This is a genomic window from Streptomyces sp. Sge12 (assembly GCF_002080455.1).
Taxonomy (GTDB): Bacteria; Actinomycetota; Actinomycetes; order Streptomycetales; family Streptomycetaceae; genus Streptomyces.
Genome location: NZ_CP020555.1, coordinates 6,155,391 through 6,167,645, shown reverse-complemented (window position 1 = coordinate 6,167,645; position 12,255 = coordinate 6,155,391). Strand labels below are relative to the sequence as shown.

Genomic DNA, 12,255 nt, shown 5'->3' with positions numbered 1-12,255 from the left:
CCCCGCGACCTTTCCCGCCTTTCCTGCCATTCCCGCCGATCTTCCGCCGCTCCCCCCACCCCCGCCCCGGATCCGCCGTTGACGCGCGGGCTGCGGAATCCTACTGTCGACCATAGGATTCCTTCGACGGAGCGGGAGCAGCACATGAGCGAGCAGGCCAGGAAGACGGCCGAGGCACTGGAGTACCTCACCGGCTTCGGCAACGAGCACAGCTCGGAGGCCGTCCCCGGCGCACTGCCGATCGGCCGGAACTCGCCCCAGCGCGCCCCCCTCGGCCTCTACGCCGAGCAGCTCAGCGGCAGCGCCTTCACCGAGCCGCGCACGCACAACCGCCGCTCATGGCTCTACCGGATCCGCCCCTCGGCCGCGCACCCGCCCTTCACCCGGGTCGACAACGGGGCCCTGCGTTCCGCGCCCTTCACCGAGGCCGCGGCGGACCCGAACCGCCTGCGCTGGAACCCGCTGCCCGCCCCGGCCCCCGGCACCGACTTCCTGGCCGGCCTGTGGACCCTCGGCGGCAACGGCGACGCCGCCCAGCGCTCCGGCATGGCCATCCACCTCTACGCCGCCAACGCCGACATGACCGACCGGGTGTTCAGCGACTCCGACGGCGAGCTGCTCATCGTCCCCGAGCGCGGCGGGCTGCTCCTGCGCACCGAACTGGGCCTGCTCGCCGCCCGCCCCGGCGACATGGCCCTCATCCCCCGCGGGGTCCGTTTCCGGGTCGAGCTGCTCGACGCCGATGCCCGCGGCTACGTCTGCGAGAACTACGGCCAGCCCTTCGAGCTGCCGAACCTGGGCCCGATCGGCGCCAACGGCCTCGCCGCCGCACGGGACTTCCAGGCCCCCGTGGCGGCGTACGAGGACAGCGAGCGCCCGACCGAGGTGATCAACAAGTTCTGCGGCAACCTCTGGTCGGCCACCTACGACCACTCCCCGCTCGACGTGGTCGCCTGGCACGGCAGCCACGTCCCGTACGTGTACGACATGCGCCGCTTCAACGTCCTGGGCTCGATCAGCTACGACCACCCGGACCCGTCGATCTTCACGGTCCTGACCTCCCCGTCCGACACCCCGGGGCTGGCCGGCGTGGACTTCGTGGTCTTCGCACCGCGCTGGCTGGTCGGCGAGGACACCTTCCGTCCGCCCTACTTCCACCGCAACGTGATGAGCGAGTACATGGGCCTCATCGAGGGGGCCTACGACGCCAAGGCCGAGGGGTTCGTCCCCGGCGGCGGCTCGCTCCACAACATGATGTCCGCGCACGGCCCCGACCACGAGACCTTCGAACGGGCGAGCGCCGCCGAGCTGAAGCCGCAGAAGATCGACGACGGCCTGGCCTTCATGTTCGAGACCCGCTGGCCGATCACCGCCACCGCGCAGGCCGCCGGCGCCGATCACCTCCAGCGGGGCTACGACGACGTGTGGCAGGGTCTGCAGCGCCACTTCCGCGCCTGACCTGCACTGCATACCCTGCATGCGCCGCACGTCACCCCTGTCCAGCCGTTCGGAGATCCACCCGTGACCGCCTTCGCCCCCGACTCGCTGGTACTGAACCGGAAGCTGCCGCTCTGGTATCAGGTGTCGCAGTCCCTGCGCGCCTCGATACTGGGGCGCACCCCGGACGCCTCGCTGCGCCTGCCCACCGAGGAGCAGCTCGCCGAGCACTACGGGGTGAGCGTGCTCACCATGCGGCAGGCGCTCAAGGAGCTGGAGGGCGAGGGCCTGATCAGCCGGCACCGGCGGCGCGGGACCTTCATCGAGCCGGGCGCGCTGCGCAGCACCCCGGTCCGCCTGCTGGGCTCGGTCGACGCGATCGTGGCCCAGCAGTCGGGCGACCGCACGACGATCCTGGGACACGGCCGCACGGCCGTGTCCGGGGAGCTGCTGGAGCACTTCCCGGGCACGCCCGAGGTGGTGACGTACCGGCGCCTGCGCCACGACCGGGAGAGCGGCGAGCCGACCAACTGGGTGGAGAACGCGGTCCTCCCGGAGTTCGCCGACACCGTGGACCTCGCCGATCTCGAACGCTGGCCGATGACCAAGGTCCTGCGGGACGTCGTGGGGGTGCGCATCAGCCGGATCACGGACACGGTGGAGGCCCGGCTGGCCGACCCCGAGACGGCCGAGCTGCTCCAGGTCCCGCTGCTCAGCCCGATCCTGCACTACACGGGGGTCACCTACGACGAGGACGGCCGGGTGGTGGACGTGGCCCGGATCCGCTACCGCGGTGACCGCTTCTCCTTCACCGTGACGGTCGACGCGCACTGACGGCCGCGCAGGACATCCGCGTGCGGGCGACGCGCCTGCGCGTCGCCCACCCGTCCAAAGACCCGCAGCGCACCCGCGCGGCTACTTCTCGTCGTCCTCCCTGGTGCGCTCACCCTCCGCCTGCGAGGGCGTGGTCCGCATCGTGTGGGGGTGCTGCAGCTGCTTGCGGTGGGCCTCGTCCATGTCCTCGTCGAGACGCTCGCCCTCCGCCTGCGACGGGGTCGTGTATTCGTCGTACTGGCTCATGACCGTCTCCTCAGCTCCTCGGTCGATACCCGTACGTATACGTACATAAGGAGCGTAGCTCTTCGGCCTGGACGCAGCCCGGCCGCCCGATCCCGTCGCTACCATCGGCGGCGTGAGCGAAGACGTACCGCTGCTTGCGGACCTGATGCCCTGGGCCGTGGGCAGTCTGCGCCTGGGCCGGGACTGGGTGGCCGCGCCCGATCCGGCGGCCCTGCGCGCCCGCTGGGCCGCCCTGACGGGCTCCGAAGGGGCCGAGCGGGAGCGACTGTTCCGCCCGAGCCGCAGTCGCCGGCCCGACGCCGGGGCGGCGGCCCTGCCGGGGCAGCGCTCGGCGGCCACGGCCCGCTTCGCGGACTCCCCCGGCCCCTGCCCCGAGCCCGTACGGGTCCTGCGCGAACCCTTCGACGAGCAGTGGCTGCTGCCCGACCAGCGGCTCATCGACATGGCCCGCCCCGAGCTCTGGCGGGTCCGGGACGAGCACCAGCTGTTCCTCGTCGAGACTCCGGATCCGCTGGTCACCGCACACCTCCCGGTCGGCCGCCTCGGCCGGATCCGCCCCCTGCACCGGCGCCCCGGCGGCGCCGAGCCCAATCTCGCCCCCGGCCTGCTGCACCTGCTGGGCGAGCGCCACGGCGGCTGGGTGACCCCCGAGGACGTCCTGTGCTGGATCCTCGCGGCGGGCCGGCCGGGCCCGCGCGGATACGAGGTCCCGCTCGCCGCCGACCCCGGGCGCTGGCGGGCCGGGCTGGAGCTGGGGCACCGGCTGCTCACGGTGCAGTTGCGCGGGGCGCGCGGCGGCGAGGCGCCCCGGCTGCCCGGCGGCCGCCGCCCGTACGTCCGCTCCGCGGTGCCGGGCCGGCCGCACGAGATGGCGTACGACGCCGAGAGCGAGACGCTGAGCCTGGGGAGCGGGACCGTGTCCCCCGTGCCGGCCGGGGCCTGGGAGTACGAGGCGCAGGGCGTGCGGGTGCTGCCGGCCTGGTTCGCGGCCCGCACCGCGCACCGCGCGCCGGACGCCGAGGGCCTGGCGGCGCTGGGGCCCGCCGAGTGGCCGCAGAGCTGGACCTCGGAACTGCTGGCCCTGGTCACCACCTTGGCGCTGCTGGCCGAACTGGCTCCGGAGCGGGCCGCGTTCGAGCCCGGCCCGGGCCTGCCGGCCGAGGCCCTGCGCGCGGCCGGGGTGCTGCCGCCGCCGGCCTGGGCACGGCGCCCGGCTTCGGTGCTGGATCACCAGGAGGAGGGCCCCGGCGGGCAGTTCGCCCTCCTCTGAGCCCGACACCCGTCGGGACCGGCAAGGCATCCCCAAGATCCGAAAGAGACGGCCCGGGGCCTGTCTCTTGGATCAGGCCGTCGCGAGCCCGGCACGATCCAAGGGACACGGCCTAGGACTCCCAGGCCCCCAGCAGACGGGTCATCGTGCGGTCGAAGACCGCGGCCATGTCGAGTCCGGCGCCCGGGACCGGACCGCCGCCGGTGAGGGCCGCCGCGAGCCTGGGGTACTCCCCGCTGGCCAGCCGGGAGCCGAGCCAGGCGGTGCGTACGCGCTGTTCCTCCGCCTCGCTCCAGGGCAGCGACCGGGCCCGCTCGGCGAGCGCCAGCTCGCCCGCCACGTAGGTCGCGACGGTGCCGTTGACGGCGGCGACGAGCTCGAGCTTCTCGGCGTCCGGCACGTCGAGCGGGGCCAGGCAGTCCAGGGTGTACTCGAGGTAGCGCAGGGCGTTGGGGCCGAACCCGTAGACGGGGGTCAGCAGGCGCGGCAGCCACGGGTGGCGGTGCATCAGCGCCCGCGTCCCGCGGGCCAGCACGAGCAGGTCGGCCCGCCAGTCGCCGGTCGGCGCGGGGAACTCGTACTCCCCGCTGACCGCGTCGACCATCAGCTCGTACAGGTCCTCCTTGCGCGGCACGTAGTTGTAGAGGGACATCGTCCCGGCGCCGATACCGGCCGCCACGCGCCGCATGGAGACGGCCTCGATCCCCTCCTCGTCGGCGATCCGCACCGCCTCGGACGCGATCGACTCGCGGCTGTGCGCGGGCCTGGGTCCGCGGCCGGCCCGCTGGGGGCGGGACCAGATCACTTCGGGTTCAGCGGGTCGCCCGCCGGCTGTCATGGCTCAGATCACCTCGTCGTCTCGCCACCATCTTAGTTACGTACGGCGTACGTAGTGCGGTACGGTGACGCACATGACGACTACGTACGCTGTACTTAGTGAAGGTCTGCGGAAGAACTACGGCCGGGTCCATGCCCTGCGCGGCCTCGACCTGGCCGTCCCCGAGGGCACGGTCTGCGGCCTCCTCGGCCCCAACGGCGCCGGCAAGACCACCGCCGTCCGCATCCTCACCACCCTCACCGCGCCCACCGGCGGCCGCGCCCTCGTCGCCGGCCACGACGTCACCCGGGATCCCGCGGCCGTCCGCCGCGCGATCGGCGTCACCGGCCAGCACGCCTCCGTCGACGGGGACCTGACCGGCCGTGAGAACCTCCGGCTCTTCGCCCGGCTCGCCGGACTGCGCGGCGCCGCCCGCCGGGCCCGCGCCGACGAGCTGCTGGAGCGCTTCGGGCTCGGCGAGGCCGCCGACCGGGTGGCGGGAACCTGGTCCGGCGGTATGCGGCGGCGCCTGGACCTGGCCGCCGGGCTGATCACCCGGCCCCGGGTGCTGTTCCTCGACGAGCCCACCACCGGACTGGACCCGGCGGCCCGCGAGCAGATCTGGACGGCGGTGCGCCGGCTCTCCACGGAGGGCACCTCGGTGCTGCTCACCACCCAGTACCTGGAGGAGGCCGACCGGCTGGCCGACGACATCGTGGTCGTCGACGGCGGCCGCGCCGCCGCCACCGGCACTCCGGCCGGTCTGAAGGCCCGGATCGGCGCCCACGCCGAGGTCGCCGTCGCGGAGCGCGGGGCGCTCGCGCGCGCCGCCGCCGTGCTCGACCGGCTCACCGGCGGCCGGCCGGTGCTCGACGAGGAGCGGCTGACCGTGGGCGTCACCGTCCTCGACGACGCCCTCACCCTGCCGCGGATCATCCGGGAACTCGACACCGCGGGGGTCCCGGTCACGGACGCGAGCCTGCGCCCGCCCACCCTCGACGAGGTGTTCCTCCGCCTCACCGGCGCCCGCCCGGCCACCCCCGACACCGACCCCGACCCCGACCCCCATGCCGAGGCCCGGCCCCGGGCGCAGGCCGGGCAGGAGCACGCCGCATGAGCACCTTGCTGTCCGACGGCGGAGCCGTCCTCACCCGCCAGCTCCAGAAGGCCCGGCACGCCCCGGCGCTGCTGATCCTCACCCAGACCATGCCGATCACCATGCTGCTGTTCTTCGGCTACGTCTTCGGCAGCGCCGTCGCCATGCCGGGCGCCGAGTACCGGGAGTTCCTGGTGCCGGGGCTGCTGGCCGCCACCGCCGCGAACGGTCTGATGACCGGCCTGTTCACGGCCGCGCAGGACGCCCACCGGGGAGTGATGGACCGCTTCCGGACCCTCCCGATGAGCCGCAGTGCCGTACCGCTCGGGCAGACGGCCGCCGATCTGCTGACCACCGGCGTGGCGATGGTGCCGCTGATGCTGGTGGGGCTGGCGATGGGCTGGCGCATCGAGAACGGACTGCCCGGCGCGCTCGGGGCCCTCGGCGTACTGCTGCTGTTCCGCTTCGCCACCGCGTGGGTCGGCACCTACCTCGGCCTGCTGAGCAGGAACGAGGAGGCCGCCGGCCAACTCGGCGGCGCGACCTTCATCCTGCCGATGCTGTCCAGCGCGTACCTGCCCACCGGCGGGCTGCCCGGGTGGCTGCGGGCGGTCGCCGAGTGGAACCCGATCAGCGCCGTCGCCACCGCCGTCCGCACGCTGTGCGGGAACGCCGGGGGCGGGGCCGCGGCGGGCGCCGCCTGGCCCGCCGCACATCCCGTGGCCGGGGCCCTGCTGTGGTCGGGGCTGCTGCTCGCGGTGTTCGTCCCGCTGGCCACGCGCAGGTTCGCGCGCGGCGCCCGATAGCCGCGCGCCCGGCGGCCATTCGTGATCAATGGCGCGCATCGCCGCCCGTGTGGTGACAGCCGCCCGTCCGACCAGGTAGGCAGGGGGCATGGCTACCGAACCGCTCCCTCTGGACGGCGTCACCGTCGTCGCCGTCGAACAGGCCGTCTCGGCCCCCTTCGCCACCCGCCAGCTCGCCGACCTCGGCGCCAGGGTGATCAAGGTCGAGCGCCCCGACGGCGGCGACTTCGCACGTGCCTACGACACGGCCGCGCACGGCCTCGCCTCGCATTTCGTCTGGGCCAACCGCGGCAAGGAGTCGATCGCGCTCGACCTGAAGGACCCGCGCGGGCGGGAGGTCCTGCACGGGCTGCTCGCCGATGCCGACGTCTTCGTACAGAACCTCGCGCAGGGGGCCGCCGCCCGGCTCGGGCTCGACTCGGCGGCGCTGTGCGCGCGTTACCCGCGGCTGGTCGCCGTGGACGTCTCCGGCTACGGCGCCGAGGGCCCGTACGCCCACAAGCGCGCCTACGACATGCTCGTGCAGTGCGAGGCGGGCCTGGTGTCGGTGACCGGCACCCCGGACCAGCCGGTCAAGGCGGGGATCCCGGCGGCCGACATCGCGGCGGCCATGTACGCCTTCTCGGGGGTCCTGGCCGCCCTGCTGCGCCGCGGGGTCACCGGACGCGGGGGCAGGGTGGAGGTGTCCATGCTGGACGCGCTCGCCGAGTGGATGGGCCACCCGCTGCACCACACGATGCACGGCGGGGAGCAGCCCGTGCGCACCGGCCTCGCGCACGCGGTGATCGCACCCTACGACGCCTACGCGACGGCCGACGGGGACCGGGTGCTGCTGTCGGTGCAGAACGACCGCGAGTGGCGGCGGCTCACACAACAGGTGCTGGAACAGCCCGAGTTGGCCGAGGATCCGGCGTACGCGACGAACACGGCGCGCACCGGGAACCGGGAGAGGACCGACGCGGTGGTGGCGGAGGCGCTGGGCCGACTCGGCGCGGACGAGGCGATCGGGCGAATGGAGGCGGCGGGCATCGCGTGCGCGCGGCTGAACTCGGTGGCGCAGCTGGCCGGGCATCCGCAACTCGCGGCCCGGGACCGCTGGCGGGAGGTGGCATCTCCGGTCGGCCCGCTACGGGCCCTGCTGCCGCCGATCGGACTGCCGGGCGGCGCGGCACCGCACATGGGTGCGGTGCCCGCGCTGGGCGAGCACACCGAGTCCCTGCTGCGCGCCCTGGGGATGGCGGACGCGCAGATCTCGGAACTGCGCCGGGACGGTGTGATCGGGTAGGGCCGGGAAGCCGGAGGCCGAAGGGCCGACGGCTGCGGAACGGGGACGGTTACGAGCGGCGGCTGCCGAAGAGCGTGCGACGCAGACGGCGCAGCGGCGCGAAGAGCGAGACGCGCGCGCTCCGGCTCCGCAGACGGTGCGTGTGGTCGCGGGAGGTGAGCTCGCGCATCAGCAGTGTCGCCTCGGCGGCCTCCCGGTGCGGGACGGCAGGACCGCCCAGCACGGCGAGGTGGCGGTCGAGGCGCGAGCTGGTCGCACTGCTGCCGCAAGTGATGGCAGGCACGCGAGGCGGCCTGCTGCGCATTGCTATCTGTTCCATGATCTCTCCCCACCCGTACGAGGGCACCCGGCCCGGGCAGGTTAACCCTATCGCCCCCGCGTCGCCCCCGGGTATCCCGGTGGTGTGAATTACCCCTGTGGCGACGGGTAGTTGACGATTACTCAACGGAGTCGCCGGTTACTCTCCGCACAGACGTCACGCTGCGGAAGGCCTCTGCGCGAGTCCCGTCACGACAGGGGCCACACGGCTCACACTGCGCTAACTTGGAGTGATCGCCCGATGACACGCGGGCGCACGGGAACACACTCGGGGGCGCGCGTGAGTGAGCAATCGAACTCCGATCGTGTCATCTCGGGCCGCTACCGGCTGCTCGAACCGATCGGCCGCGGCGGGATGGGCATCGTGTGGCGGGCCCGGGACGAAGTGCTCGCCCGCGAGGTCGCCGTCAAGGAGGTACGGGCGCCGGCCGGGCTGGAACCCGCCGAACTGGAGCGGCTGTACCGGCGGCTGGAGCGGGAGGCCTGGGCCGCCGCCCGGGTCTCGCACCGCGGGGTCGTCACCGTCTACGACGTGGCCTCCGAGGACGGGCGACCCTGGATCGTCATGGAGCTGGTGCGCGGGCTCTCCCTGGCGGACGTACTGGAGGCCGAAGGCCCGATGCCCCCTCAGCGAGCCGCGCACATCGGGGAACAGGTGCTCGCCGCGCTGCGCTCGGCGCACGACTGCGGGGTGCTGCACCGGGACGTGAAGCCGGCCAACGTGCTGATCGCCAACGACGGCCGGGTGGTGCTCGGCGACTTCGGGATCGCGAGCCTGGAGGGTTCGTCGGCCATCACCATGACGGGCGAGGTGGTCGGGTCCCCCGAATTTCTGTCACCGGAGCGGGCGTTGGGCCGCGACCCGGGACCCGCGTCCGACCTGTGGGCGCTCGGGGTCATGCTCTACGCCGCCGTCGAGGGGGCCACGCCGTTCCACGGGGCCACGCCGCTGGACACCCTGCGGGCCGTCGTGGACGCACCGTTGCCGCCGCCGCGCCGGGCGGGCGCGCTGGAGCCCGTGCTGGAGGGACTGCTGCGCAAGGACCCGGCCGAGCGGCTGCCCGCGGCGGAGGCGGCCCGGATGCTGCGGGTGGTGGGTGCGGGCGGGACCGTACGGGCCTCCGGCGGTCCGGTGTCGGGACCGGACGGGCCGACGACGGTCGCACGCCACGGGCTGCAGGGGGCGGGCGAGCCGCACGATCCGTACGGGGCGCAGCCGGCGCGGGTGGCCCAGCCCGCGCGCCCGGCGCCGTACGGGACACCGCCGCCGGTGGCGCGCGAGGGACACGCCGGGCTGGTGCTGACGGCCGGGATCGTGCTGATGCTGCTGGCCCTGGTCGCGGTGGGGTGGCTGCTGCTGCGGGACCGCGGGAACGGCGGCGGGACGAGCGGCGGGAACGGCGCCCCGACCGGCGCGGCGACATCCGCGCAGACCGTCACGACGGCGCCTTCGACCGCTCCGTCGGCCCCGGTGTCGGCGTCCGCCTCGGGCGCCGCGGGACAGCACGTCTCGGTGTACGTGGACAGCGTGCGCTCCTCCTACACGGGCAGTTGCCCGCCGCCCGCCGAGTACGCGCCCGCCTTCACGGCCACCGTCGAGGTGGAGCGCACCCCGGTCGTACTGGAGTACCGGTGGGCCACGCGCAGCGGTCGGACCTCCGGGCCCGGCTGGCAGTCCGTCACGTACGAGGAGAGCGGGCCGAGGAGCCGGCGGCTGGAGCACGCGGAGCTGACGCACGAGCCGGACGGGGTCTTCGAGGACGCCGTCCGGCTGGAGGTGCGGGGGCCGGCGGAGGTGGCCACCCAGTGGGTGGCCACCTCCGTGACCTGCCGGAAGGAGACCCCGACGAGCGGGGCCCCCTCCCCCGGACCGAGTACGTCACCGGCGTCGCCGACGGCGAGCGCTCCGGCGAGTCCCGCGACCGGTGAGCCGGATGGAACGGACGGGACGGATCGAGCGGGCCGGGTGGATCGGGCGGATCAGGCGGCGTTCGTGAAGGCCGGCAGGTAGCCGCCGGACTGTCCGGCGGCGGTCGGGTGGTACGACTCGCCGATGTTCAGCCAGTTGACGCTGTGCAGCCACGCGTTGCCGGAGCAGATCTCGTGACCCGTGAAGGCACCGGCGACCGAGGCGAAGGTGAAGCCGTGGTTGGCGGCGCGTTTGGCGATGGCGGCGTTCAGGTGGTCTGCGGCGCCGTTGATGGCGGCCCGCTCGCCCTCGGTGAGGCCGGTGGTGCAGGTGCCGTTCAGCTTGTAGAAGCGGGGATAGCCGAGGACGACGACGTGCGCGCCGGGCGAGCGGCTGTCGATGGCGTTGTAGACCTGGTCGAGCTGGCCGGGGAGGGTGGAGTCCACGTAGGCCTTGGCCTGGTTCACGCGGTTGACGCAGGTGGATTCGGACTGGAGCACACAGGTCGTCATGACGTCGGAGAATCCGGCGTCGTTGCCGCCGATGGTGATGCTGACCAGGTCGGTGCCCGAGTTGAGCGGGGCGAGCTGGTTGGCGAGGACATCACCCGTACGAGCGCCCGAGCAGGCGGTGAAGGAGAAGGTCTGGGGGGAATGGGCGGCGGCCCACAGGGCCGGGTAGGCGCGGGTGGTGCGCTTGCAGTTGCCGCTCCCGCTGTCGTAGTTGCCGGCGCCGACGCCGGAGGAGTACGAGTCGCCGAGGGCGACGTAGCCGAAGTCGGCCTGGGCGGCGGCGGCCTGGCCGGCTCCGAACAGGGCGGCGCCCGCGGCGAGTAACAGGGAGGAGGACAGGGCTGCGAAGCGCGACAGTCTCATGCTCATGTGTGCGGCTCCTTGTGGGGGTTACTCCTGAGTCCGTGGTACAAGCAGCCGGGGTCCGCTGGAAGTGTCCATGCCAAGAATGTTCGGGGCAGAGTTGTGGCTGGAATCTTCACCCCGAATGCGTTTGAAGAGGGAACTCGGGCACCCGATCCGGCGAAACACGGGTGCACGACGGCATCGCGTGCCGGATCATGGGCGCCATGTCAGCCAACCCGCAGGACGCGCTGCCGATCCGGCTCAACGTCGACGACAGCGACTCACCGTCGGATGTCGTCGACGCGCTGTTCCTCGGCCGGTTCGCGTCCGGTGAGCAGCCGTACTCGCACAGCGTGTCGATCGAGCGGGTCAAGGCCGAGGCCACCCTCCTGCCGCCGGAGGCCACGGTGTTGCGCTCGGCGCGCGACAGCGACCGCAGCGCCACCCTCGCCGAGGGCGAGGGCTGGACCATGCTCGTCTCGCGCTGGAGCCGGGGCGCGGACGTCACCGTGACGGCGGTCAGCGACGAACTCGCCGCCGGAGTGCTCGGCAAGGCCACGGAGGGCGTGCAGGACGAGCCCGAACCGCAGCCCGAGAACGTCACGATGGGCTTCTGGTACGTCTCCCCGCGCCGCGGCCCGTACCGGACGACCCGCCAGATCGCGGCCGGGACCTGGCCGGAGGTGCGGCCCAACTACACGGCGCCGGTGGCCGGGGCGATGGACCGGCTGATGAAGGTGACCCCGGACGACATCGCGGGCCGGCTGCTCCTGCTGCACGGGCCGCCGGGCACGGGCAAGACCTCCGCGCTGCGCACGCTGGCCCGGTCCTGGCGGGACTGGTGCCAGGTGGACTGCGTCCTGGACCCGGAGCGGCTGTTCAACGACGTGGGCTACCTGATGGACATCGCGATCGGCGAGGACGAGGGCACGGCGAAGGGGCGCTGGCGGCTGCTGCTGCTGGAGGACTGCGACGAGCTGATCCGCGGCGAGGCCCGGCACACGGCGGGGCAGGCACTGTCCCGGCTGCTGAACCTGACGGACGGCCTGCTGGGTCAGGGCCGCAACGTCCTGGTGGGGGTCACCACCAACGAGGACCTGGAACGCCTCCACCCGGCGGTGGTCCGCCCGGGGCGCTGCCTGGCCCGGATCGAGGTCGGCCGGCTGACCCATCGGGAGGCGGTGGACTGGCTGGGCACGGACGAGGGCGTCTCCCGCGAGGGCGCCAGCCTGGCGGAACTCTTCGCCCTGCGGCGCGGCACGGGCCCGGCGGCGGTCCTGCCCCCGCAACCGCACACCTCGGAAGCCGGCCTGTACCTGTAACCCCGCCGTGCCGCACCCGGCCCCGCCGGCGTTTGAGGCGCGGGGGTCCGGGCGCAGA

The 12,255-nt window shown here is 73.7% G+C and carries 12 protein-coding genes; 8 read left to right on the top strand and 4 right to left on the bottom strand.

Annotated elements, in window-relative coordinates; all coding sequences use genetic code 11:
- Positions 1 to 144: 144 nt before the first annotated feature.
- Complete coding sequence (gene hmgA, locus B6R96_RS27685; RefSeq protein ID WP_081523953.1) at positions 145 to 1,458, top strand: homogentisate 1,2-dioxygenase; 1,314 nt, start codon at positions 145 to 147, stop codon at positions 1,456 to 1,458.
- A 63-nt stretch (positions 1,459 to 1,521) separates the two neighbouring features.
- Positions 1,522 to 2,271: a GntR family transcriptional regulator gene (locus tag B6R96_RS27680; RefSeq protein WP_030388748.1), complete on the top strand. Its 750-nt coding sequence runs from the start codon at positions 1,522 to 1,524 to the stop codon at positions 2,269 to 2,271.
- 81 nt (positions 2,272 to 2,352) lie between these two features.
- Here the strand turns inward: B6R96_RS27680 and B6R96_RS37760 are convergent, their stop codons facing one another.
- Positions 2,353 to 2,517 (bottom strand): hypothetical protein, encoded by a 165-nt coding sequence (locus tag B6R96_RS37760; RefSeq protein WP_167745570.1) that lies wholly within the window; start codon positions 2,515 to 2,517, stop codon positions 2,353 to 2,355.
- A 145-nt stretch (positions 2,518 to 2,662) separates the two neighbouring features.
- Here B6R96_RS37760 and B6R96_RS27675 point away from each other — a divergent pair, with 145 nt between their 5' ends.
- On the top strand, positions 2,663 to 3,787 hold the full coding sequence (locus tag B6R96_RS27675; RefSeq protein WP_159396447.1) for a type ISP restriction/modification enzyme: 1,125 nt from the start codon (positions 2,663 to 2,665) through the stop codon (positions 3,785 to 3,787).
- A gap of 112 nt (positions 3,788 to 3,899) precedes the next feature.
- Here the strand turns inward: B6R96_RS27675 and B6R96_RS27670 are convergent, their stop codons facing one another.
- On the bottom strand, positions 3,900 to 4,625 hold the full coding sequence (locus B6R96_RS27670) for a TetR/AcrR family transcriptional regulator (protein WP_030388750.1): 726 nt from the start codon (positions 4,623 to 4,625) through the stop codon (positions 3,900 to 3,902).
- Positions 4,626 to 4,698: 73 nt separating this feature from the next.
- Here B6R96_RS27670 and B6R96_RS27665 point away from each other — a divergent pair, with 73 nt between their 5' ends.
- The 3 genes from B6R96_RS27665 to B6R96_RS27655 all read left to right on the top strand — a co-directional run bounded on the left by B6R96_RS27665 (position 4,699) and on the right by B6R96_RS27655 (position 7,791).
- The gene (locus B6R96_RS27665) at positions 4,699 to 5,721 is read left to right on the top strand and encodes an ATP-binding cassette domain-containing protein (protein ID WP_237291535.1); all 1,023 of its coding nucleotides are present in this window, start codon (positions 4,699 to 4,701) and stop codon (positions 5,719 to 5,721) included.
- Positions 5,718 to 6,506 (top strand): ABC transporter permease, encoded by a 789-nt coding sequence (locus B6R96_RS27660; RefSeq protein ID WP_081523951.1) that lies wholly within the window; start codon positions 5,718 to 5,720, stop codon positions 6,504 to 6,506. Before B6R96_RS27665 ends, B6R96_RS27660 begins: the two co-directional genes overlap by 4 nt.
- 88 nt (positions 6,507 to 6,594) lie before the next feature.
- Entirely contained in the window at positions 6,595 to 7,791 is a 1,197-nt protein-coding gene (locus tag B6R96_RS27655) for a CaiB/BaiF CoA transferase family protein (protein WP_081523950.1), read from the top strand.
- A gap of 49 nt (positions 7,792 to 7,840) precedes the next feature.
- On the opposite strand, the gene B6R96_RS27650 is transcribed toward B6R96_RS27655, so the two are convergent.
- Positions 7,841 to 8,110: a hypothetical protein gene (locus B6R96_RS27650; protein WP_172671376.1), complete on the bottom strand. Its 270-nt coding sequence runs from the start codon at positions 8,108 to 8,110 to the stop codon at positions 7,841 to 7,843.
- A gap of 279 nt (positions 8,111 to 8,389) precedes the next feature.
- Here B6R96_RS27650 and B6R96_RS27645 point away from each other — a divergent pair, with 279 nt between their 5' ends.
- Positions 8,390 to 10,120, top strand: a complete 1,731-nt coding sequence (locus B6R96_RS27645; RefSeq protein WP_081523949.1) for a serine/threonine-protein kinase — start codon at positions 8,390 to 8,392, stop codon at positions 10,118 to 10,120.
- Here B6R96_RS27645 and B6R96_RS27640 read toward each other — a convergent pair.
- Positions 10,090 to 10,893: an SGNH/GDSL hydrolase family protein gene (locus tag B6R96_RS27640; protein WP_053177135.1), complete on the bottom strand. Its 804-nt coding sequence runs from the start codon at positions 10,891 to 10,893 to the stop codon at positions 10,090 to 10,092. The two genes, B6R96_RS27645 and B6R96_RS27640, sit on opposite strands and share 31 nt — an antisense overlap.
- 206 nt (positions 10,894 to 11,099) lie before the next feature.
- Between B6R96_RS27640 and B6R96_RS27635 the strand changes: the two genes are divergently transcribed.
- Entirely contained in the window at positions 11,100 to 12,197 is a 1,098-nt protein-coding gene (locus tag B6R96_RS27635) for a DUF5925 domain-containing protein (RefSeq protein WP_030388756.1), read from the top strand.
- The last annotated feature ends 58 nt before the right edge of the window (positions 12,198 to 12,255 follow it).